Origin of the sequence: Agrobacterium sp. D14, assembly GCF_001526505.1 — a bacterium.
GTDB lineage: Bacteria > Pseudomonadota > Alphaproteobacteria > Rhizobiales > Rhizobiaceae > Agrobacterium > Agrobacterium leguminum.
Genome location: NZ_ASXX01000052.1, coordinates 313,067 through 332,626, shown reverse-complemented (window position 1 = coordinate 332,626; position 19,560 = coordinate 313,067). Strand labels below are relative to the sequence as shown.

General features: G+C 58.7%; 30 protein-coding genes and 1 pseudogene. 28 read left to right on the top strand and 3 right to left on the bottom strand.

Features of this window, described 5'->3' with window-relative positions:
* Window positions 1–359: 359 nt before the first annotated feature.
* From rpsJ to rplQ, 27 genes and pseudogenes are all read left to right on the top strand, one after another.
* Window positions 360–668 carry a 30S ribosomal protein S10 gene (gene rpsJ / locus L901_RS22860; RefSeq protein WP_003507767.1) on the top strand — a complete coding sequence of 103 codons (309 nt, stop codon included), beginning with the start codon at window positions 360–362 and terminating at the stop codon, window positions 666–668.
* 168 nt (window positions 669–836) lie between these two features.
* Window positions 837–1,478, top strand: coding sequence for a 50S ribosomal protein L3 (rplC, locus tag L901_RS22855; protein WP_003507769.1), 642 nt, complete (start codon window positions 837–839; stop codon window positions 1,476–1,478).
* 12 nt (window positions 1,479–1,490) lie between these two features.
* Window positions 1,491–2,111, top strand: a complete 621-nt coding sequence (gene rplD, locus L901_RS22850) for a 50S ribosomal protein L4 (protein WP_003495173.1) — start codon at window positions 1,491–1,493, stop codon at window positions 2,109–2,111.
* A complete protein-coding gene (locus L901_RS22845; protein WP_003521003.1) occupies window positions 2,108–2,401 on the top strand; it encodes a 50S ribosomal protein L23 in 294 nt (97 codons plus the stop codon). Before rplD ends, L901_RS22845 begins: the two co-directional genes overlap by 4 nt.
* Before the next feature lie 43 nt (window positions 2,402–2,444).
* Window positions 2,445–3,281, top strand: coding sequence for a 50S ribosomal protein L2 (rplB, locus tag L901_RS22840; RefSeq protein WP_003521004.1), 837 nt, complete (start codon window positions 2,445–2,447; stop codon window positions 3,279–3,281).
* 15 nt (window positions 3,282–3,296) lie between these two features.
* On the top strand, window positions 3,297–3,575 hold the full coding sequence (rpsS, locus tag L901_RS22835) for a 30S ribosomal protein S19 (protein ID WP_003507772.1): 279 nt from the start codon (window positions 3,297–3,299) through the stop codon (window positions 3,573–3,575).
* Window positions 3,576–3,577: 2 nt separating this feature from the next.
* Window positions 3,578–3,967 (top strand): 50S ribosomal protein L22, encoded by a 390-nt coding sequence (gene rplV, locus L901_RS22830; protein WP_003521005.1) that lies wholly within the window; start codon window positions 3,578–3,580, stop codon window positions 3,965–3,967.
* Complete coding sequence (gene rpsC, locus L901_RS22825; RefSeq protein WP_003495188.1) at window positions 3,967–4,698, top strand: 30S ribosomal protein S3; 732 nt, start codon at window positions 3,967–3,969, stop codon at window positions 4,696–4,698. Before rplV ends, rpsC begins: the two co-directional genes overlap by 1 nt.
* Window positions 4,699–4,736: 38 nt before the next feature.
* Window positions 4,737–5,149 (top strand): annotated as a pseudogene (gene rplP, locus L901_RS22820) (50S ribosomal protein L16).
* A gap of 12 nt (window positions 5,150–5,161) precedes the next feature.
* Window positions 5,162–5,362, top strand: coding sequence for a 50S ribosomal protein L29 (gene rpmC / locus L901_RS22815; RefSeq protein ID WP_003495193.1), 201 nt, complete (start codon window positions 5,162–5,164; stop codon window positions 5,360–5,362).
* Between the two features lie 11 nt (window positions 5,363–5,373).
* A complete protein-coding gene (rpsQ, locus tag L901_RS22810; RefSeq protein ID WP_003495195.1) occupies window positions 5,374–5,610 on the top strand; it encodes a 30S ribosomal protein S17 in 237 nt (78 codons plus the stop codon).
* Window positions 5,611–5,844: 234 nt separating this feature from the next.
* Complete coding sequence (rplN, locus tag L901_RS22805; protein ID WP_003495199.1) at window positions 5,845–6,213, top strand: 50S ribosomal protein L14; 369 nt, start codon at window positions 5,845–5,847, stop codon at window positions 6,211–6,213.
* Window positions 6,214–6,225: 12 nt separating this feature from the next.
* Entirely contained in the window at window positions 6,226–6,534 is a 309-nt protein-coding gene (gene rplX / locus L901_RS22800) for a 50S ribosomal protein L24 (protein ID WP_003521006.1), read from the top strand.
* Complete coding sequence (rplE, locus tag L901_RS22795; protein WP_003495201.1) at window positions 6,527–7,081, top strand: 50S ribosomal protein L5; 555 nt, start codon at window positions 6,527–6,529, stop codon at window positions 7,079–7,081. The genes rplX and rplE overlap by 8 nt, the downstream gene beginning before the upstream one ends.
* Before the next feature lie 33 nt (window positions 7,082–7,114).
* Window positions 7,115–7,420 (top strand): 30S ribosomal protein S14, encoded by a 306-nt coding sequence (rpsN, locus tag L901_RS22790; protein ID WP_003507785.1) that lies wholly within the window; start codon window positions 7,115–7,117, stop codon window positions 7,418–7,420.
* Between the two features lie 12 nt (window positions 7,421–7,432).
* Window positions 7,433–7,831 (top strand): 30S ribosomal protein S8, encoded by a 399-nt coding sequence (gene rpsH / locus L901_RS22785; RefSeq protein ID WP_003521007.1) that lies wholly within the window; start codon window positions 7,433–7,435, stop codon window positions 7,829–7,831.
* 43 nt (window positions 7,832–7,874) lie between these two features.
* Window positions 7,875–8,408, top strand: coding sequence for a 50S ribosomal protein L6 (gene rplF, locus L901_RS22780; protein WP_003495204.1), 534 nt, complete (start codon window positions 7,875–7,877; stop codon window positions 8,406–8,408).
* A gap of 12 nt (window positions 8,409–8,420) precedes the next feature.
* Entirely contained in the window at window positions 8,421–8,783 is a 363-nt protein-coding gene (rplR, locus tag L901_RS22775) for a 50S ribosomal protein L18 (protein WP_003521008.1), read from the top strand.
* A 119-nt stretch (window positions 8,784–8,902) separates the two neighbouring features.
* Entirely contained in the window at window positions 8,903–9,472 is a 570-nt protein-coding gene (gene rpsE, locus L901_RS22770; protein ID WP_004442585.1) for a 30S ribosomal protein S5, read from the top strand.
* 11 nt (window positions 9,473–9,483) lie between these two features.
* Window positions 9,484–9,690 carry a 50S ribosomal protein L30 gene (gene rpmD, locus L901_RS22765; protein ID WP_020812287.1) on the top strand — a complete coding sequence of 69 codons (207 nt, stop codon included), beginning with the start codon at window positions 9,484–9,486 and terminating at the stop codon, window positions 9,688–9,690.
* 16 nt (window positions 9,691–9,706) lie between these two features.
* Complete coding sequence (rplO, locus tag L901_RS22760; RefSeq protein ID WP_003521009.1) at window positions 9,707–10,186, top strand: 50S ribosomal protein L15; 480 nt, start codon at window positions 9,707–9,709, stop codon at window positions 10,184–10,186.
* A gap of 328 nt (window positions 10,187–10,514) precedes the next feature.
* Window positions 10,515–11,855, top strand: coding sequence for a preprotein translocase subunit SecY (gene secY / locus L901_RS22755; RefSeq protein ID WP_003521010.1), 1,341 nt, complete (start codon window positions 10,515–10,517; stop codon window positions 11,853–11,855).
* The gene (locus tag L901_RS22750; protein ID WP_003521011.1) at window positions 11,852–12,442 is read left to right on the top strand and encodes an adenylate kinase; all 591 of its coding nucleotides are present in this window, start codon (window positions 11,852–11,854) and stop codon (window positions 12,440–12,442) included. Before secY ends, L901_RS22750 begins: the two co-directional genes overlap by 4 nt.
* A 302-nt stretch (window positions 12,443–12,744) precedes the next feature.
* Window positions 12,745–13,113, top strand: a complete 369-nt coding sequence (gene rpsM / locus L901_RS22745; protein ID WP_035263425.1) for a 30S ribosomal protein S13 — start codon at window positions 12,745–12,747, stop codon at window positions 13,111–13,113.
* A gap of 137 nt (window positions 13,114–13,250) precedes the next feature.
* Window positions 13,251–13,640, top strand: a complete 390-nt coding sequence (rpsK, locus tag L901_RS22740) for a 30S ribosomal protein S11 (RefSeq protein WP_003521013.1) — start codon at window positions 13,251–13,253, stop codon at window positions 13,638–13,640.
* Window positions 13,641–13,835: 195 nt separating this feature from the next.
* Entirely contained in the window at window positions 13,836–14,846 is a 1,011-nt protein-coding gene (locus tag L901_RS22735; RefSeq protein WP_003495228.1) for a DNA-directed RNA polymerase subunit alpha, read from the top strand.
* A 120-nt stretch (window positions 14,847–14,966) separates the two neighbouring features.
* Window positions 14,967–15,392, top strand: coding sequence for a 50S ribosomal protein L17 (gene rplQ / locus L901_RS22730; protein WP_003521014.1), 426 nt, complete (start codon window positions 14,967–14,969; stop codon window positions 15,390–15,392).
* An 83-nt stretch (window positions 15,393–15,475) separates the two neighbouring features.
* On the opposite strand, the gene L901_RS22725 is transcribed toward rplQ, so the two are convergent.
* From L901_RS22725 to msrP, 3 genes are read right to left on the bottom strand one after another with little or no spacing between them, the layout of a single operon-like run.
* The gene (locus tag L901_RS22725) at window positions 15,476–15,796 is read right to left on the bottom strand and encodes a hypothetical protein (protein ID WP_059760446.1); all 321 of its coding nucleotides are present in this window, start codon (window positions 15,794–15,796) and stop codon (window positions 15,476–15,478) included.
* Window positions 15,793–16,458: a protein-methionine-sulfoxide reductase heme-binding subunit MsrQ gene (gene msrQ / locus L901_RS22720; protein ID WP_059760445.1), complete on the bottom strand. Its 666-nt coding sequence runs from the start codon at window positions 16,456–16,458 to the stop codon at window positions 15,793–15,795. The genes L901_RS22725 and msrQ overlap by 4 nt, the downstream gene beginning before the upstream one ends.
* Window positions 16,459–16,460: 2 nt before the next feature.
* The gene (msrP, locus tag L901_RS22715; protein ID WP_059760444.1) at window positions 16,461–17,402 is read right to left on the bottom strand and encodes a protein-methionine-sulfoxide reductase catalytic subunit MsrP; all 942 of its coding nucleotides are present in this window, start codon (window positions 17,400–17,402) and stop codon (window positions 16,461–16,463) included.
* A gap of 312 nt (window positions 17,403–17,714) precedes the next feature.
* Here msrP and ilvD point away from each other — a divergent pair, with 312 nt between their 5' ends.
* A complete protein-coding gene (gene ilvD / locus L901_RS22710) occupies window positions 17,715–19,550 on the top strand; it encodes a dihydroxy-acid dehydratase (protein WP_003521018.1) in 1,836 nt (611 codons plus the stop codon).
* Window positions 19,551–19,560: the final 10 nt, after the last annotated feature.

Here is a 19,560-nt window from a genome sequence, read left to right as displayed (position 1 = left end):
GGCGGCCGTACCGTCGGCGCCGGCATCGTGGCCTCGATCGTCGAGTAATTTCGACCTTTGAAATTCTGACTGGCGGCGGTGTGAACAACACCGCCGCCGGACTTTTGGTAAAAAGCCTGGCGGCGTTGCATTTTTAGTGCTTGAAAAATTCGGTGAAAGCGCGTAAACGCGCACTCACACTCACCGCTGGATTCGCAAGCGATTGCGAAACGCGGTGTTTTAGCAATACAGACAACTGAAATGATTGGGATGCGACAGCGCATTTCTCTCGATTTTTGAAAATCTGCGGCGCCACGATCAATAGAAGTTCATGTGTTTCCGCGTGCGGAAACGAATAACAAAGAACAAGGACAAGACGAATGAACGGCCAGAATATCCGTATCCGCCTCAAGGCGTTCGATCACCGGATCCTCGATGCCTCTACCCGTGAAATCGTGTCGACCGCAAAGCGCACCGGCGCCAGCGTTCGCGGCCCGGTTCCGCTCCCCACCCGCATCGAAAAGTTTACCGTCAACCGCTCTCCTCACGTTGATAAGAAGAGCCGTGAACAGTTCGAAATGCGGACGCACAAGCGTCTTCTCGATATCGTTGACCCCACCCCGCAGACTGTCGATGCTCTGATGAAGCTCGACCTCGCTGCTGGCGTTGACGTGGAAATCAAGCTCTAAGACCCGGCCCGATCCATCCAAGGTGAGGGCTGAAATAACAAGGAAGGTACGTGGAGTAATCCAACGACTTCCAAACCGGAGACCGGAAACATCGTGAGATGTCGAAGGGCACTCCTTAACAAAGGCCAGAGAGGGTTTTCCCTTCAAGGCTCGCAAGAGGATGAACCAATGCGTTCAGGTGTGATTGCACAGAAAGTGGGTATGACACGCGTCTATAACGACGCAGGTGAACATATCCCCGTAACAGTATTGCGACTGGATAACGTACAAGTCGTTGCCCAGCGCACGGAAGACAAGAATGGCTATACCGCAGTTCAGCTCGGTGCCGGCCAGTCCAAGGTCAAGAACACGACGAAGGCGCTTCGCGGTCATTTTGCCGCTGCCAATGTCGAACCGAAAGCCAAGCTCGTCGAGTTCCGGGTTTCCCCCGAGAACCTGATCGACATCGGTGCAACACTGACCGCAAATCATTTTCAGTCCGGCCAGCTGGTCGACGTCACTGGAACCACGATCGGTAAAGGTTTTGCCGGTGCTATGAAGCGTCACAACTTCGGTGGTGGCCGCGCTTCGCACGGTAACTCCGTATCGCACCGTGCACACGGTTCGACCGGTAACAACCAGGATCCGGGCCGCGTCTGGAAGGGCAAACGCATGGCTGGTCATATGGGCCAGACGCGCGTTACGACCCAGAACCTCGAAGTCGTTTCGACCGATGAAGACCGTGGCCTCATCCTCGTGAAGGGTGCAGTTCCCGGCTCGAAGGGTTCCTGGATCATCGTCCGCGACGCCGTCAAGTCGGCTGCGAAGTAAGGGAGCCTTATCATGGAATTGAACGTCAAGACCCTCGAGGGAAAAGACGCCGGCAAGGTTTCTCTGTCGGATGAGATCTTCGGCCTCGACCCCCGCCAGGACATCCTGGCCCGCATGGTTCGCTGGCAGCTTGCAAAGAAGCAGCAGGGAACCCACAAGTCCAAGAACCGGTCGGAAGTTTCCCGCACCGGCGCGAAGATGTACAAGCAGAAGGGTACGGGCCGCGCTCGTCACCATTCGGCTCGCGCACCGCAGTTCCGCGGCGGCGGCAAGGCCCACGGCCCGGTCGTTCGCAGCCATGCACACGACCTTCCGAAGAAGGTTCGCGCGCTCGCTCTGCGTCACGCTTTGTCTGCAAAGCTGAAGGCTGAAGAACTGATCATCGTCGATCAGCTCGTTGCGTCCGAAGCAAAGACCAAGGCTCTGCTGGGCAGCTTCGCTTCGCTTGGCCTGACCAACGCTCTCGTTATCGGCGGCGCCGAACTTGATGGCAACTTCAAGCTCGCTGCTCAGAACATCCCGAACGTGGACGTTCTGCCGGTTCAGGGCATCAATGTTTACGACATCCTGCGCCGTGGCAAGCTGGTGCTTTCCAAGGCTGCTGTAGAGGCTCTGGAGGAGCGGTTCAAATGACGGATCTTCGCCACTACGATGTGATCGTATCTCCTTCGATCACGGAAAAGTCGACGCTGGTATCCGAACAGAACCAGGTCGTATTCAACGTCGCCAAGAATGCTTCCAAGCCTGAAATCAAGGCTGCCGTGGAAGCTCTCTTCGGCGTCAAAGTCACGGCTGTGAACACGCTTATCCGCAAGGGTAAGACCCGTCGTTTCCGTGGATTCGCCGGTAAGCTGAAGGACGTCAAGAAAGCCGTCGTCACGCTCGCCGAAGGTCAATCCATCGACGTGTCCACCGGACTCTAAAGGTTAGGCCCAAGCGGGCAAAGACCCAAAAGGGAACAAGAAAATGGCATTGAAAAGTTTCAATCCGACCACGCCGAGCCAGCGCCAGCTGGTTATCGTGGACCGCGCTTCGCTCTACAAGGGCAAGCCGGTAAAGGCTCTCACCCAGGGCCTCAGCTCCAAGGGTGGCCGTAACAACCAGGGCCGGATCACCGTCCGTTTCCAGGGTGGCGGTCACAAGCGGACCTACCGTCTGGTTGACTTCAAGCGTCGCAAGTTCGACGTAGAAGGCACCGTTGAGCGTCTGGAATACGACCCCAACCGCACCGCGTTCATCGCGCTGGTTACGTATACCGACGGCGAACAGGCTTACATTCTCGCGCCACAGCGTCTCGCTGCCGGTGACAAGGTGATCGCCTCCGACAAGGCTGTGGACGTGAAGCCCGGCAACACCATGCCGCTTCAGTACATTCCGGTCGGTTCGATCATCCACAACGTCGAGATGAAGCCGGGCAAGGGCGGTCAGATCGCTCGCTCCGCCGGTACGTATGTCCAGCTCGTCGGCCGCGATGCCGGCATGGCCATCCTGCGTCTCAACTCGGGCGAACAGCGTCTGGTGCACGGCTCCTGCCTCGCATCGATCGGTGCTGTTTCGAACTCGGACCACGCCAACATCAACGACGGCAAGGCCGGTCGTTCCCGTTGGCGCGGCAAGCGTCCGCACGTTCGCGGCGTCGTTATGAACCCGGTCGACCACCCGCACGGTGGTGGTGAAGGTCGCACGTCGGGTGGTCGCCACCCGGTTACTCCGTGGGGCAAGCCCACGAAGGGCAAGCGCACCCGTTCGAACAAGTCGACCGACAAGTTCATCATGCGCTCGCGCCATCAGCGTAAGAAGTAAGAGAGGTAGTCACTAATGGCTCGTTCAGTATGGAAAGGTCCGTTTGTTGACGGCTATCTTCTCACCAAGGCTGAGAAGGTGCGCGAGAGCGGACGTAACGAAGTAATCAAGATCTGGAGCCGTCGCTCCACGATCCTGCCGCAGTTCGTTGGTCTGACCTTCGGCGTCTACAACGGCAGCAAGCATGTGCCCGTCTCCGTCAACGAAGACATGGTCGGACACAAGTTCGGTGAATTCTCTCCGACCCGTACCTATTACGGTCACGGCGCGGACAAGAAGGCAAAGAGGAAGTAATCATGGCGAAGGCTAAGACCGAACGCCGGCTGAAGGACAACGAGGCTCAGGCCGTTGCCCGTACGCTCCGCGTCAGCCCCCAGAAACTGAACCTGGTTGCCGCTCTTATCCGTGGCAAGAAGGTTGATCGCGCTCTCGCCGAGCTCGAATTCTCCCGCAAGCGCATTGCAGGCACCGTCAAGAAGACGCTGGAATCTGCAATTGCGAATGCGGAAAACAACCACGACCTCGACGTTGACGCTCTCGTCGTCGCCGAGGCCTATGTTGGCAAGTCCATCACCATGAAGCGTTTCCACGCTCGTGGCCGTGGTCGTGCTTCCCGCATCGAAAAGCCGTTCGCTCACCTCACGATCGTTGTTCGTGAAGTCGAGGAAAAAGGGGAGGCCGCATAATGGGTCAGAAAATCAATCCGATCGGCTTCCGCCTCGGCATCAACCGTACCTGGGATAGCCGCTGGTACGCTGACACCGCAGAATACGGCAAGCTGCTGCATGAAGACCTGAAGATCCGGGCTTACCTGATCAAGGAACTCAAGCAGGCCGGTATCGCCAAGGTCGTCATCGAGCGTCCGCACAAGAAGTGCCGCGTCACGATCCACTCGGCTCGTCCGGGTCTGATCATCGGCAAGAAGGGTGCGGACATCGAGAAGCTTCGCAAGAAGCTTTCCGAGATGACCAACTCCGAAACGCACCTCAACATCGTTGAAGTGCGCAAGCCGGAAATCGACGCGACGCTGGTTGCCCAGTCGATCGCTCAGCAGCTCGAGCGCCGCGTGGCTTTCCGCCGTGCGATGAAGCGTGCTGTTCAGTCCGCAATGCGTCTTGGCGCCGAAGGCATCAAGATCACCTGCGGCGGCCGTCTCGGCGGTGCAGAAATCGCTCGTACCGAATGGTACCGCGAAGGTCGCGTTCCGCTGCACACGCTGCGTGCGGACATCGACTACGGCACGGCTGAAGCTGAAACCGCATTCGGCATTTGCGGCATCAAGGTCTGGATCTTCAAGGGCGAAATCCTTGAGCACGATCCGATGGCTTCTGAGCGTCGCGGTCTCGAAGGCGACGCACAGGGCCCTGCAAGCCGTGAGCGTGGCGATCGTCCCGATCGTCGTCGCGAAAACGCTTGATTGACGCTGGCGAAAGATAAGCTCGGAGAAGTAAGAAAATGTTGCAGCCAAAGCGTACTAAGTACCGTAAGCAGTTCAAGGGACGCATCAAGGGCGTCGCCAAGGGCGGCTTTGACCTGGCATTCGGTGAATTCGGCTTGAAGTCGCAGGAACCGAACCGCGTGAATGCACGCGAGATCGAAGCGGCCCGCCGCGCGATCACGCGTTACATGAAGCGCGCAGGTCGCGTGTGGATCCGCGTATTCCCCGACGTTCCGGTAACGGCAAAGCCGACCGAAGTTCGTATGGGTAAGGGCAAGGGTTCGGTCGATTACTGGGCATGCAAGGTCAAGCCCGGTGTATGATGTTCGAGATCGACGGTGTGTCCGAGGAGATCGCCCGTGAGGCGCTTCGTCTCGGCGCTGCCAAGCTCTCGGTCAAGACGCGCTTCGTACAGCGCATCGCAGAGTAAGGAGCAAGGCACATGAAAGCCGATGAAGTTCGCGGCCTCAGCGCCGACCAGCTCAAGGACAAGCTCGCCGATCTGAAGAAGGAGCAGTTCAACCTGCGCTTCCAGAAGGCAACTGGTCAGCTGGAGAAGTCCTCGCGCATCAACGAAGTCCGCAAGGATATCGCCCGCGTTAAAACCATTGCCCGCCAGAAGGCGGCAGAAGCCAAGGCCTAAGGAAGAATAATATGCCGAAACGCATTCTGCAGGGCGTCGTAGTGTCCGACAAGAACGAGAAGACTGTCGTAGTCCGGGTTGAGCGCCGATTCGCTCACCCGCTGCTTCAGAAGACCGTTCGTCGTTCGAAGAAGTACAAGGCACACGACGAAAACAATCAGTATAAGGTCGGCGATGTCGTTTCCATCGAGGAATGCGCACCGATCTCCAAGGACAAGCGCTGGACGGTTGTATCCGCCCAGGCTTAATTTCATCAGAATCGCGCCAGGTCTCTTGTACTTGGCGCGAAATCCTGTATGAAGCACCGCAAGGACGCTCGTGAATCGAGCGTCTTTTGCTTTGATGCGCACGGAAGGTCCCTTGGGAAACCACCCTGTCACGACATTTCCGCGCAAAAAAAGAGATATTCATAAGCTGGGGCAGGGGGCTCGCTCGGGAGAGTTTGCCCAACCGTTCCGGTAACAACAAGAAGGCGACCTGACATGATTCAGATGCAAACAAACCTCGACGTGGCGGATAATTCCGGCGCACGTCGTGTCATGTGCATCAAGGTGCTGGGCGGCTCGAAGCGCAAATATGCTTCTGTTGGCGACATTATTGTCGTTTCCATCAAGGAAGCTATTCCGCGCGGCCGCGTCAAGAAGGGCGACGTGATGAAGGCGGTTGTCGTGCGCACCGCCAAGGACATCCGTCGCGCTGACGGCAGCGTCATCCGTTTCGATAACAACGCAGCCGTTCTTATCGACAACAAGAAAGAGCCCATCGGCACCCGTATCTTCGGACCGGTTCCGCGCGAACTTCGCGCCAAGAACCACATGAAGATCATCTCGCTGGCTCCGGAAGTACTGTAAGGAGCGAATGCGATGCAGAAGATTCGTAAAGGCGACAAGGTTGTCGTATTGACCGGTAAGGACAAGGGCCGTACCGGCGAAGTAATCCAGGTTTTGCCGAAGGAAGATCGGGCCGTTGTGCGTGGCGTCAACATGGTGAAGCGTCACCAGCGCCAGACCCAGGCCCAGGAAGCCGGCATCATCAACAAGGAAGCATCCTTGCACATCTCCAACATCGCCATCGTCGACAAGGATGGCAAGCCGACCCGCGTTGGCTTCTCGGTTGTGGATGGCAAGAAGGTCCGCGTGGCCAAGCGTTCGGGAGAAGTGATCGATGGCTGATAAGTACGAGCCGCGTCTCAAGACGGAATACGTTTCCCGTATCCGTGGCGCCATGCAGGAGAAGTTCTCCTACGCCAACGTGATGATGATCCCGAAGCTTGAAAAGATCGTGATCAACATGGGTGTTGGCGAGGCGACTGCCGACTCCAAGAAGCCCACCATCGCTGCCGGTGACCTGGCTGCGATTGCCGGTCAGAAGCCGGTGGTTACCCGCGCTCGCAACTCGATCGCAGGTTTCAAGGTTCGCGAAGGCATGCCGATCGGTGCGAAGGTTACCCTTCGTGGCGCCCGCATGTACGAATTCCTTGATCGTCTGGTCAACATCGCGCTTCCGCGCGTTCGCGACTTCCGGGGCCTGAACCCGAAGAGCTTTGACGGCCGTGGCAACTTCGCCATGGGCATCAAGGAACACATTGTGTTCCCTGAGATCAACTACGATAAGGTTGATCAGATGTGGGGCATGGACATCATCGTTTGCACGACGGCGACGTCGGACGACGAAGCTCGGGCTCTGCTGACAGAGTTCAACTTCCCGTTCCGTCACTAACCGTAACGACGAGCGTAGAAAAGGAACTCCGATATGGCGAAAACAAGCGCAGTTGAAAAGAACAAGCGCCGCCGCAAGTCGGTCGCCCAGCAGGCCGCCAAGCGCGCCGCACTGAAGGCGATCGTGATGAACCAGTCCCTTCCGATCGAAGACCGGTTCAAGGCCACTCTGAAGCTCGCTTCGCTGCCGCGTGACGGCTCGAAGACGCGTATCCGCAACCGCTGCGAAGTAACGGGCCGTCCGCGCGCGTTCTATCGCAAGCTCAAGATGTCGCGTATCGCGCTTCGTGAGCTGGGCAATTCCGGCAAGGTGCCGGGCATTGTCAAGTCGAGCTGGTAAGGAGACGGGCACATGACCATGACTGATCCTTTGGGTGATATGCTCACCCGCATCCGCAATGGTGCTGCTCGCCGCAAGTCTTCGGTAAGCACGCCGGCTTCCAGCCTCCGCGCACGCGTTCTCGACGTGCTGCAGGCTGAAGGCTACATTCGCGGTTATTCCAAGGTCGATTTCGAAAACGGCAAGTCCGAATTCACGATCGAGCTGAAGTACTACGAAGGCGCGTCCGTGATCCGTGAGATCGGCCGCGTTTCCAAGCCGGGCCGCCGGGTTTATGTCTCGGTAAAGTCCATTCCGCAGGTCGCGAACGGCCTCGGCATCACCATCCTTTCGACCCCGAAGGGCGTGATGGCCGATCACCAGGCTCGCGAACAGAACGTTGGTGGCGAGGTTCTTTGCTCGGTCTTCTAAGACCCGAGCAAGGATCTCCATAACGAACAGACAGGATTGAATAATGTCTCGTATCGGTAAAAAGCCCGTTCCGGTTCCAGCAGGTGTGACGGCCAATGTCGACGGCCAGAAGGTTACTGCTAAGGGCCCGAAGGGTGAACTGTTTTTCGTCGCTAACGACGACATTCAGCTGAAGCTCGAAGATAACGGCGTTTCCGTAACGCCGGCTAACGGCACCAAGGAAGCTCGTTCGAAGTGGGGCATGTCCCGCACGATGATCGAGAACATCTTCAAGGGTGTTAAGGACGGCTATGAGCGCAAGCTCGAAATCAACGGCGTCGGTTACCGTGCCGCCATGCAGGGCAAGAACCTGCAGCTGGCTCTCGGCTTCTCCCACGACGTTGTTTACGAGCCGCCGGTCGGCATCACCATTGCCGTTCCGAAGCCCACGGAAATTATCGTTTCCGGCATCAACAAGCAGCAGGTTGGCCAGGTAGCCGCGGAAATCCGCGAATACCGCGGTCCCGAGCCCTACAAGGGCAAGGGCGTGAAGTACGCTGAAGAGCGTATTGTCCGCAAAGAAGGCAAGAAGAAGTAAGGATCACGCGAAATGGCTAGCAGGAAAGAAGCACTTGCACGTCGCGCGAGCCGTGTGCGCCGCCAGATCAAGGCGGTTGCCAACGGCCGCCCGCGCCTGTCGGTTCATCGCTCGTCGAAGAACATCTACGCCCAGATCATCGATGACGTTGCTGGCAAGACGCTTGCGTCTGCCTCCACGCTCGAAGCCGATCTGCGCGGCTCGCTCAAGACCGGCGCCGACGTTGCAGCAGCAACTGTCGTAGGCAAGCTGGTTGCCGAGCGTGGCGTCAAGGCTGGCGTCAAGGATGTCGTATTCGACCGTGGCGCGTTCATCTACCACGGCCGCATCAAGGCCCTGGCAGACGCTGCCCGCGAAGGCGGCCTGAACTTCTGATTTTTTTCCGCCCGGACAACGATCCGGGCGGAATTTCACCGGACCATGCGGATCTCTTCATCGGGGCCGCTGGTCTTTTCGTTTGCCGTTCCACCCGCAAAAGAAAAAGGACAAGGACAATGGCACAGGATAAAAGAGGTTCCCGCGAAGAGCGTCAGAACCGCGAAGAGCGCGATAGCGAATTCGTTGACAAGCTGGTCGCGATCAACCGCGTTGCAAAGGTTGTTAAGGGTGGCCGTCGCTTCGGCTTCGCCGCTCTCGTCGTCGTTGGCGACCAGAAGGGCCGCGTCGGCTTCGGTCACGGCAAGGCTCGTGAAGTTCCGGAAGCCATCCGCAAGGCAACCGAAAGCGCAAAACGCGATCTGATCTTCGTTCCGCTGCGCGATGGCCGCACGCTGCACCACGACGTCAATGGCCGTCACGGCGCAGGCAAGGTTCTGCTGCGTTCGGCCAAGGCCGGTACCGGTATCATCGCCGGTGGTCCGATGCGCGCCGTTTTCGAAACGCTCGGCGTTCATGACGTTGTTGCCAAGTCGACCGGTTCTTCGAACCCGTACAACATGGTTCGCGCTACGTTCGACGCTCTGAAGCATCAGGTTCATCCGAAGGACATCGCTGCACAGCGCGGTCTGAAGTATGCGACCCTTCAGGCTCGTCGTGCCGCTTCCGGCAACGCTTCTGAAGAATAAGGAGCTGGATCATGGCCAAGAAGACTACTGAAGCCAAGAAGACTGTTACGGTCGAACAGATCGGCAGCCCCATTCGCCGCCCGGCAATCCAGCGCCAGACGCTGATCGGCCTGGGTCTCAACAAGATGCATCGTCAGCGCACCCTGGAAGACACTCCGGCGGTTCGCGGCATGATCCGTGCGGTCCAGCATCTCGTTCGCGTCGTTGACGAGAAGTGAGACGGAGTAACCTATCATGAAACTCAATGAAATCAGAGACAACGAAGGCGCCTCCAAGGACCGTATCCGCGTAGGTCGCGGTATCGGTTCCGGCAAGGGCAAGACCGGTGGTCGCGGTGTGAAGGGCCAGAAGGCTCGTTCGGGCGTCGCCATCAACGGTTTCGAAGGCGGTCAGATGCCCATCTACCGTCGTCTGCCGAAGCGCGGTTTCAACAACATCTTCGCTTCCGAATATGTTGTCGTATCGCTCGGCCGCATTCAGACCGCCATCGACGCCAAGAAGCTTGACGCTTCCGCAACGATCGATGCCGCTGCTCTCAAGGCTGCCGGCGTTATCCGCCGCGCCAAGGACGGCGTACGCATTCTCGCCGACGGCGAGCTGAAGGCCAAGGTCGCTTTCGAAGTTGCCGGCGCTTCCAAGCCCGCAATCGAAAAGATCGAAAAGGCTGGCGGTTCGATCAAGCTTCTCGCAGTTGCAGCAGAAGCCGCCGAGTAATATATAGACTTCAGACGCCCGGGGCTCGTCGCTCCGGGCGTTTGCGCTCCCTGGCCTATGGTGCTTTCGATCTAAATCGATTTATAGAGCATCAGGGCAATCTCTTCGCGGTGTGCTTCCACGGCCCCGCTTGCGGCAGAAAGTGCTGCAGGGAGAGCCTCACAGTTCTTGAACTTCCGTAGGGGAGGGGATAGGACATAAAAAACAGGGTGAGGCATGATGGCGGCTCAGAGCCGCATTTGTCCGAAGCCCGGTTTTGACCAGTATCTTTTAGACCTTTCCGCATCGGCCGGTTGCGCTGGCTGGCAAGGGTCATTCGGAGAAATTTATGGCTTCAGCAGCGGAACAACTGGCTTCGAACCTGAATTTTTCGACCTTCGCTAAGGCGGAGGATCTGAAAAAGCGTCTCTGGTTTACTCTTGCCGCACTTCTCGTCTACCGTCTCGGCACCCACATTCCGCTTCCGGGCCTGAACCCCGAAGCCTATGCGCAGGCCTTCCGTGGCCAGGCCAACGGTATTCTCGGTCTTTTCAACATGTTTGCGGGTGGCGCCGTCGAGCGCATGGCGATCTTCGCGCTCGGCATCATGCCTTACATCTCCGCTTCGATCATCGTGCAGCTCATGACCTCGGTCGTGCCTTCGCTCGAAGCGTTGAAGAAGGAAGGCGAAGCCGGCCGCAAGATCATCAACCAGTATACGCGCTACGGCACGGTGCTGCTCGGCACGCTGCAGGCCTATGGCATTGCGGTCGGCCTCGAAAGCGGCAACGGCCTCGTGGTCGATCCAGGCTGGTTCTTCCGCATTTCCACCGTCATCACGCTGCTCGGCGGCACGATGTTCCTGATGTGGCTGGGTGAGCAGATCACCTCGCGCGGTATCGGCAACGGTATTTCGCTCATCATCTTCGCGGGCATCGCCGCAGGCCTGCCCAAGGCGCTGGCCGGCACGCTGGAACTCGGCCGTACCGGTGCGCTTTCCACCCCGCTCATCCTGACGGTCGTTGTGGTCGCCATCGGCGTCATCGCGCTCATCGTCTTCGTGGAGCGCGCGCAGCGCCGCCTGTTGATCCAATATCCGAAGCGACAGGTCGGCAATCGCATGTTCCAGGGCGATACCTCGCATCTGCCGCTGAAGCTCAACACGGCTGGAGTCATTCCCGCGATCTTCGCATCGTCGCTGCTGCTGCTGCCGGCAACGGCTGCGGGTTTTGCCGGAAACACCAACCTGCCGGGCTGGGCAACCTCGATCATCGCGTCGCTGCAGCACGGACAGCCGCTGTTCATGGCGCTCTACGGCCTGCTGATCGCGTTCTTCGCGTTTTTCTATACGGCGATCGTCTTCAATCCGAAGGACACCGCAGATAATCTCAAGAAGCATGGTGGCTTCATTCCGGGCATCCGTCCGGGCGAGCGCACCGCGGAGTACATCGATTATGTCCTGACCCGCATCACCGTGGTCGGCGCGATTTATCTTGTCTTCGTCTGTATCCTTCCTGAGACACTTATCGCACGCACGGGCATTCCATTAGCCCTTGGTGGTACTTCGCTTTTGATCGTTGTCAGTGTAACTCTGGATACGGTTGCGCAAATTCAGGGCCACCTGATCGCGCAGCAGTATGAAGGGCTGATCAAGAAGTCGAAGTTGCGTGGAGGAAAGAGGGGACGATGAGACTGATATTTTTGGGTCCGCCGGGTGCGGGCAAGGGAACCCAGGCCAAGCGGCTGACGGACAAGTACGGGATCCCGCAGCTTTCCACCGGTGACATGCTTCGCGCTGCGGTTAGCGCGGGCACCGAAATCGGCAAACGCGCCAAGGCCGTCATGGACGCCGGCGGGCTTGTTTCCGACGATATCGTCAATCAGATCGTTTCCGAACGCATCGAAGCACCGGACTGTGCCAAGGGCTTTATTCTCGACGGCTATCCGCGCACCGTTCCGCAGGCCAAGGCGCTTGCAGAGAACATGCGCAAGAAGAATCTGGTCCTTGATGCCGTCATCGAACTCAAGGTGGACGAAGAGGCGCTGATTCGCCGAATCGAAAACCGCGTGGCTGAAACCATTGCCGCCGGCGGTACGGTTCGCTCGGATGACAATCCGGAAGCGTTCCGCAAGCGCCTGACGGAATATCGCGAGAAGACCGCGCCGCTGTCCGCTTATTACAGCGAACAGGGCGAGCTCGTGACGCTGGATGGCATGGCTGACGTCGATGCCGTCACCGAGGCTATCGAGCGCGTTCTCGAGAAAGCCTCCGCCTGATCGACGGAGCGGATGGGCGAGGCTGTTGCGCTCTTGCCCATATCTCGCTTGCGCATGGCGGCAGATCCTTTGGATCGTAAAAGAATCTTGGCGGAGCCGGTTGCTTTTTTGCGCTGATTCCGTTAAACACCGCGCCAACTCGCGACATCCCAAGCGACTGGCGCGGATTTCCCTAAGGGAAGGGAGATCCGGGTTCGGTCGTTTTGACTTGTCACGGACACCAATTTGAACTGGCGGTCTTGTCGGCCGCTCGAATGGAATCACCACTTGCCGGATGGCAACTGGAACCAAGGAGAAGAGACGTGGCACGTATCGCTGGCGTCAACATCCCGACCGCGAAGCGCGTTGTTATTGCGCTGACCTACATTCACGGGATCGGTCCGAAATTCGCGCAGGAAATCATGGACAAGGTCGGTCTTCCGGCTGAGAAGCGCGTTCATCAGCTGACGGATGCTGAAGTTCTTCAGATCCGCGAAGCCATCGACCGCGACTATCAGGTCGAAGGCGACCTGCGTCGTGAGACCTCGATGAACATCAAGCGTCTGATGGACCTCGGTTGCTACCGCGGCCTGCGTCACCGTCGTGGCCTTCCGGTCCGCGGTCAGCGCACGCACACCAACGCCCGCACCCGCAAGGGTCCGGCGAAGGCTATCGCTGGTAAGAAGAAGTAATTTTCCGGTTCTCCGGAAAGGGGAGGCTGGTGCAGTCCGCGCCAGCCTTTCTGAGTTTGGCGTGAAGCTCCGATGGGGCCGATCGCCGGTGTAGCCGCTGGTGTTACGGCGGTGAAGAGATCAATGAAAGGTATAAAATGGCCAAGGAAGCCGCACGTATTCGCCGTCGCGAACGTAAGAACATCACGTCGGGCGTCGCGCACGTCAACTCGACCTTCAACAACACGATGATCACCATCACCGACGCACAGGGCAATGCTATTGCCTGGTCGTCCGCTGGTGCCAAGGGCTTCAAGGGTTCGCGCAAGTCGACCCCGTTCGCTGCCCAGATCGCTGCTGAAGATTGCGCGAAGAAGGCTCAGGAACACGGCATGAAGTCGCTTGAAGTTGAAGTTTGCGGTCCGGGTTCCGGCCGTGAATCGGCACTTCGCGCTCTGCAGGCTGCCGGTTTCATGATCACTTCCATTCGCGACGTGACGCCGATCCCGCACAACGGCTGCCGTCCGCGCAAGAAGCGCCGCGTCTGACGCGACCGTGGTTCGGAAATTCCGCCTTACCTCAGGTCTGGCGGAATTTTCGTGTATCTGGCGTGTGCGCGTCGATTTCGATCGGCGGACTTGCGCTCAAGAACCCACCGATGAACCGCTGAATTAGGTTCCTCTCGGTGTTTTCATGCTCGGTCCGTCACGATTGGATGGTGGCGGCGAACGGAAGGTTTAAAGATGATTCAGAAGAACTGGCAGGAACTTATCAAGCCGAACAAGGTCGAGTTCACCTCGTCCAGCCGCACCAAGGCAACGCTGGTTGCCGAGCCGCTGGAGCGTGGTTTTGGTCTTACCCTCGGCAACGCGCTGCGTCGCGTTCTGTTGTCTTCTCTGCGTGGCGCCGCTGTGACGGCCGTGCAGATCGACGGTGTCCTGCACGAATTCTCCTCCATCCCCGGCGTTCGGGAAGATGTGACGGATATCGTGCTCAACATCAAGGAAATCGCCATCAAGATGGACGGCGATGATTCCAAGCGCATGGTCGTGCGCAAGCAGGGTCCGGGCGCCGTGACCGCTGGTGACATCCAGACGGTTGGCGATATCGAGATCCTGAACCCCGACCACGTGATCTGCACGCTGGACGATGGCGCTGAAATCCGCATGGAATTCACCGTCAACAACGGCAAGGGTTACGTACCGGCTGAGCGCAACCGCGCGGAAGATGCCCCGATTGGCCTCATTCCGGTGGACAGCCTCTATTCTCCGGTCAAGAAAGTGTCCTACAAGGTGGAAAACACCCGTGAAGGCCAGGTTCTCGACTATGACAAGCTGATCATGACGATCGAGACCAACGGTTCGGTTTCCGGCGAAGACGCCGTTGCCTTCGCCGCTCGCATTCTTCAGGACCAGCTCGGCGTCTTCGTCAACTTCGACGAGCCGCAGAAGGAAGCAGAAGAAGAATCGGTTACCGAACTCGCGTTCAACCCGGCGCTTCTCAAGAAGGTCGACGAGCTCGAACTGTCCGTTCGTTCGGCAAACTGCCTGAAGAACGACAACATCGTTTATATCGGCGACCTGATCCAGAAGACCGAAGCCGAAATGCTTCGCACGCCGAACTTCGGTCGCAAGTCGCTGAACGAAATCAAGGAAGTTCTCGCTTCCATGGGTCTGCACCTCGGCATGGAAGTGCCGGCATGGCCGCCTGAGAACATCGAAGATCTCGCAAAGCGTTACGAAGACCAGTACTAACAATCAAAAAGGCAGACCCTTTAAAGACTGCCTTTCCCCGTCAAACAGCAGGTAAGTCACCTGCATGTGCCAGGAAACGGCAGGCCTTAGAGAAGGAACCTGCGTAGAAGGAGAATAGCAATGCGCCACGGTAATTCAGGCCGCAAGCTCAATAGAACCGCCAGCCACCGCAAGGCAATGTTTGCCAACATGGCTGCTTCGCTCATCACCCATGAGCAGATCGTAACCACGCTTCCGAAGGCGAAGGAAATTCGCCCGATCGTTGAGAAGCTCGTCACCCTCGGCAAGCGCGGCGACCTGCACGCTCGTCGTCAGGCGATCTCGCAGATCAAGGATCAGGACGCCGTTCGCAAGCTGTTCGACGCGATCGCAGCCCGCTACGCAAACCGCAACGGCGGCTACCTGCGTATCATGAAGGCCGGCTTCCGCCAGGGCGACAATGCCGCTCTCGCCGTCATCGAATTCGTCGAGCGCGACGTTGACGCCAAGGGCGCAGCCGACAAGGCTCGCGTTGCCGCTGAAGCTGCTGCTGCCGAAGCTGCATAAGGTTTGACGCCGTTCAGGCGTCATGAGTTTAAAAAGCCGGGCGAGAGATCGCCCGGCTTTTTTTGTTGCTTCACTTTCCGGATTTAAGGCTGTCGACCCGGCAAGTAGCGGCTGATTTGACGAATAAGGTCAACAAGTGTGGCCATCAGAACAATGCGGTCCGAAACATGATGCGCGAGCCAGAGCCTTTGCAGGTCTTCTTCTTTAACGTCGTCGTTCTCAATGCGTTCAACAAGCCCTGACAACGCCTGCCGATGAGCACTGTTTAAGGCGCGGCCAATTCGAGCAGGGTCGAAAGCCGCGCCAGTTGCCATTGTGTTGAATATTTCGGAGAGAGCCGTTTGACCGGAAATGGAGATTTCAGGGCGGTGGGCAGTTCGGAGGTTTTGATCGGTCGGCTTCATGATCGTGATGGGCGTTGCAGAGAGTTCCTGTCAGCGCGTCTCCCCCGCTTCCTTGCCATGATCGAGGGCCGCACCAGCCGATAGCCGAGCAATACCACCATCGTGCTGATATAAAACACCGGCTCCAGCGTGATCGACTTCCGCGCCAGCACGAAATGCAGCACGCCGACGATGAGCACGAGATAGACGAGTTTGTGCAGCGTGTTCCAGCGGCTGCCGAGTTTGCGGATCGACCAGCGGTTGGAGGTGAGCGCCAGCGGTATGAGCATGAGAAGGCCGGCCATGCCGAGCATGATATAGGGGCGCTTCAGAATATCGCCGGCGATGGAACCGAGGATCAGGCCGCGATCCAGCACCAGATAGACGGTGAAATGCGCCAGCACGTAATAAAAGGCGATCAGCCCCAGCGCGCGGCGATAGGCGATGAGGTTGATGTTGAAGAGATCGCGCAGCGGCGTCACCAGAAGCCCGAGGCACAGGAAGCGCAGCGCCCAGATGCCGAGCAGGTGCTCGAAATCCTTGACCGGGTTGAAGCCGAGGCCGCCGGTTGCGGCGAGATAGAAATACCAGAGGCCCGGACAGAGGCCGATCACATAAAGCGACCAGATGGCCGCCGGCTGGTAACGCTTCGGCAGCGAGGGAAGAGGCAGGGCGAAGGCCATGGTCAATAATTCGCTTTCAGGTCCATGCCGGCATAGAGGCTCGCCACCTCGTCATAACCGTTGAACATCAGGGTAGGGCGGTTCTGGGTGCCAAAGAAGGCGCCTTCGCCGATGCGCTGTTCCGTCGCCTGGCTCCAGCGCGGATGGTCGACATTCGGGTTGACGTTGGAATAGAAGCCATATTCGCGGGCGTTGGAATTTTTCCACGTCGTTTCCGGCTGTTTCTCGACCAGCGAGATGCGGACGATGGATTTGATGCCCTTGAAACCGTATTTCCAGGGCACGACGAGGCGGATCGGCGCACCGTTCTGGTTCGGCAGCGTCTCTCCATAAAGGCCAACGGCGAGAATGGTGAGCGGATGGCGTGCTTCATCGAGGCGAAGCCCCTCGACATAGGGCCAGGAGAGAGGCTGGAAGAGGCCGCTTTGCCCCGGCATTTCGTCCGGCCGCACCACGGTTTCGAAAGCGACATATTTCGCGCTGCCAAGCGGCTCCACCTTGTCGAGAAGGGTGGCGAGCGGGAAGCCGATCCACGGAATGACCATCGACCAGCCCTCGACGCAGCGCATGCGGTAAGTGCGCTCTTCGAGAGGATATTTCATCAGCTCTTCAATGCCAAATTCCTGCGGTTTGGAGACGAGGCCATCCACCTTCACCGTCCATGGGGTAGGCTTGAACTTGCCGGAGTTTTCCTTCGGGTCGGATTTTCCAACACCGAATTCGTAGAAATTATTATAGCTGGTGACAGCATCGAGCGGGGTGAGCTTCTCGTCCAGCTTGTAGGCGCCGGGTTTTGCGGAAAGCGGCGCGGCAACAGCCTCGCGTCCGGCCAGTCCGATTGCCGCCAGCCCCGCCGCCGTGCCGAGGAAGCCACGTCTGGACAGGTAGATATTCTTCGGCGTGATTTCATTTGCCGAGATGAGGGGCGGGCGATAGGCGGGCATTGGAACCTCCACAAAAGCCGGGTACATCGGCGATAAATCGATTATGATAGCCAATACGGCCGCTGCACAGATATGTTTCAGCGCTCTGCGGAAAAACAACGGTGGGGCGGCGGAAATCGCGCATTTGTGATGAAGGCGCGGCCGGATAGCACGATGAAGAGAAAGCGTACCGTACCGAACCGTACTGTTTTGCCCCAAGGTGACAGTGACAGGGCTTGCGGTTTGCGCTAGAAAAACCGCAAAATAGGGCAGAGGCCGTTTTGACCGCGCTGCGGAAGACGCGTCTTAGCCCAAGAGATTGAGGAAAACACCATGCCAGCCTATCGCTCCAGAACGACAACCCACGGCCGCAACATGGCGGGCGCGCGCGGCCTTTGGCGCGCCACCGGCATGAAGGACAGCGATTTCGGCAAGCCGATCATCGCGGTGGTCAATTCCTTCACGCAGTTCGTGCCGGGCCATGTGCATCTGAAGGATCTCGGCCAGCTCGTTGCCCGCGAAATCGAGGCAGCCGGCGGTGTGGCCAAGGAATTCAACACCATCGCGGTCGATGACGGTATCGCCATGGGCCATGACGGCATGCTCTATTCGCTGCCGTCGCGCGAGATCATCGCGGATTCGGTGGAATATATGGTCAACGCCCATTGCGCCGATGCGATGGTGTGCATTTCCAACTGCGACAAGATCACCCCCGGCATGCTGAATGCGGCGATGCGCCTCAACATCCCCGCAGTCTTCGTTTCCGGCGGTCCGATGGAGGCCGGCAAGGTCGTCCTGCACGGCAAGACGGTTGCGCTCGATCTGGTCGACGCCATGGTTGCAGCTGCAGACGACAAGATTTCCGACGAGGATGTGAAGGTTATCGAGCGTTCGGCCTGCCCGACCTGCGGTTCCTGTTCCGGCATGTTCACGGCCAATTCCATGAACTGTCTGACCGAGGCGCTGGGTCTCTCGCTGCCCGGCAACGGTTCGACGCTCGCCACCCATTCCGATCGCAAGCGGCTGTTCGTCGAAGCCGGTCACCTGATCGTCGATCTGGCGCGCCGTTATTACGAGCAGGAGGACGAAACCGTCCTGCCGCGCACCATCGCCAACAAGGCGGCGTTTGAAAACGCCATGTCGCTGGATATCGCCATGGGCGGTTCCACCAACACGGTGCTGCATATTCTGGCGGCGGCGCATGAGGGAGGCGTCGATTTCGGCATGGAAGACATCGACCGTCTTTCCCGCAAGGTTCCCTGCCTTTCCAAGGTCGCGCCGGCCAAGCAGGACGTGCACATGGAAGACGTTCACCGCGCCGGCGGCATCATGCGCATTCTCGGCGAGCTGGAACGCGGTGGGCTCATCAATCGCGATACCTATACCGTTCATGAGGCGACGCTGGGCGACGCCATCGACCGCTGGGACATCACCCGCACCAACAGCGAGACGGTGCGCCAGTTCTTCAAGGCCGCCCCCGGCGGCGTGCCGACGCAGGTGGCCTTCAGCCAGTCCTCGCGCTGGGACGATCTGGATACGGACGGCGAAAACGGCGTCATCCGCTCGGTCGAGAAGCCTTTCTCCAAGGATGGCGGTCTGGCCGTGCTTTACGGCAACATCGCACTCGACGGCTGCATCGTGAAGACGGCGGGCGTCGATGAATCCATCCTGAAATTCACCGGCCCGGCAGTGGTTTACGAAAGTCAGGATGCGGCGGTGAAGGGCATTCTCGGCAACGAGGTCAAGGCGGGCGACGTCGTCGTCATCCGTTACGAAGGGCCGAAGGGCGGGCCGGGCATGCAGGAAATGCTCTATCCGACCAGTTACCTGAAATCCAAGGGCCTCGGCAAAGCCTGCGCGCTGATTACCGACGGCCGTTTCTCCGGCGGCACCTCCGGCCTTTCCATCGGTCACGCCTCGCCGGAAGCGGCGCAGGGCGGCGCCATCGGCCTCGTGCGCCAGGGCGATCTCATCGAGATTGATATTCCGAACCGTACGATCAACCTGAAGGTCACCGATGCGGAGCTGGCTTCGCGCCGCGCCGAGCAGGAAGAGCTTGGCTGGAAGCCGGAAGCACCACGCAAGCGCAATGTTACGACGGCGCTGAAGGCCTATGCGGCCTTTGCCTCGAGCGCTGACAAGGGCGCAGTGCGGATTTTGCCGGAGTAAGTTCCGGATT

Coding starts and splice junctions, on each gene's coding strand:
- rpsJ (WP_003507767.1), top strand. CDS start 360: ATGAACGGCCAGAATATCCGTATCCGCCTCAAGGCGTTCGATCACCGG.
- rplC (WP_003507769.1), top strand. CDS start 837: ATGCGTTCAGGTGTGATTGCACAGAAAGTGGGTATGACACGCGTCTAT.
- rplD (WP_003495173.1), top strand. CDS start 1,491: ATGGAATTGAACGTCAAGACCCTCGAGGGAAAAGACGCCGGCAAGGTT.
- L901_RS22845 (WP_003521003.1), top strand. CDS start 2,108: ATGACGGATCTTCGCCACTACGATGTGATCGTATCTCCTTCGATCACG.
- rplB (WP_003521004.1), top strand. CDS start 2,445: ATGGCATTGAAAAGTTTCAATCCGACCACGCCGAGCCAGCGCCAGCTG.
- rpsS (WP_003507772.1), top strand. CDS start 3,297: ATGGCTCGTTCAGTATGGAAAGGTCCGTTTGTTGACGGCTATCTTCTC.
- rplV (WP_003521005.1), top strand. CDS start 3,578: ATGGCGAAGGCTAAGACCGAACGCCGGCTGAAGGACAACGAGGCTCAG.
- rpsC (WP_003495188.1), top strand. CDS start 3,967: ATGGGTCAGAAAATCAATCCGATCGGCTTCCGCCTCGGCATCAACCGT.
- rpmC (WP_003495193.1), top strand. CDS start 5,162: ATGAAAGCCGATGAAGTTCGCGGCCTCAGCGCCGACCAGCTCAAGGAC.
- rpsQ (WP_003495195.1), top strand. CDS start 5,374: ATGCCGAAACGCATTCTGCAGGGCGTCGTAGTGTCCGACAAGAACGAG.
- rplN (WP_003495199.1), top strand. CDS start 5,845: ATGATTCAGATGCAAACAAACCTCGACGTGGCGGATAATTCCGGCGCA.
- rplX (WP_003521006.1), top strand. CDS start 6,226: ATGCAGAAGATTCGTAAAGGCGACAAGGTTGTCGTATTGACCGGTAAG.
- rplE (WP_003495201.1), top strand. CDS start 6,527: ATGGCTGATAAGTACGAGCCGCGTCTCAAGACGGAATACGTTTCCCGT.
- rpsN (WP_003507785.1), top strand. CDS start 7,115: ATGGCGAAAACAAGCGCAGTTGAAAAGAACAAGCGCCGCCGCAAGTCG.
- rpsH (WP_003521007.1), top strand. CDS start 7,433: ATGACCATGACTGATCCTTTGGGTGATATGCTCACCCGCATCCGCAAT.
- rplF (WP_003495204.1), top strand. CDS start 7,875: ATGTCTCGTATCGGTAAAAAGCCCGTTCCGGTTCCAGCAGGTGTGACG.
- rplR (WP_003521008.1), top strand. CDS start 8,421: ATGGCTAGCAGGAAAGAAGCACTTGCACGTCGCGCGAGCCGTGTGCGC.
- rpsE (WP_004442585.1), top strand. CDS start 8,903: ATGGCACAGGATAAAAGAGGTTCCCGCGAAGAGCGTCAGAACCGCGAA.
- rpmD (WP_020812287.1), top strand. CDS start 9,484: ATGGCCAAGAAGACTACTGAAGCCAAGAAGACTGTTACGGTCGAACAG.
- rplO (WP_003521009.1), top strand. CDS start 9,707: ATGAAACTCAATGAAATCAGAGACAACGAAGGCGCCTCCAAGGACCGT.
- secY (WP_003521010.1), top strand. CDS start 10,515: ATGGCTTCAGCAGCGGAACAACTGGCTTCGAACCTGAATTTTTCGACC.
- L901_RS22750 (WP_003521011.1), top strand. CDS start 11,852: ATGAGACTGATATTTTTGGGTCCGCCGGGTGCGGGCAAGGGAACCCAG.
- rpsK (WP_003521013.1), top strand. CDS start 13,251: ATGGCCAAGGAAGCCGCACGTATTCGCCGTCGCGAACGTAAGAACATC.
- L901_RS22735 (WP_003495228.1), top strand. CDS start 13,836: ATGATTCAGAAGAACTGGCAGGAACTTATCAAGCCGAACAAGGTCGAG.
- rplQ (WP_003521014.1), top strand. CDS start 14,967: ATGCGCCACGGTAATTCAGGCCGCAAGCTCAATAGAACCGCCAGCCAC.
- L901_RS22725 (WP_059760446.1), bottom strand. CDS start 15,796: ATGAAGCCGACCGATCAAAACCTCCGAACTGCCCACCGCCCTGAAATC.
- msrQ (WP_059760445.1), bottom strand. CDS start 16,458: ATGGCCTTCGCCCTGCCTCTTCCCTCGCTGCCGAAGCGTTACCAGCCG.
- msrP (WP_059760444.1), bottom strand. CDS start 17,402: ATGCCCGCCTATCGCCCGCCCCTCATCTCGGCAAATGAAATCACGCCG.
- ilvD (WP_003521018.1), top strand. CDS start 17,715: ATGCCAGCCTATCGCTCCAGAACGACAACCCACGGCCGCAACATGGCG.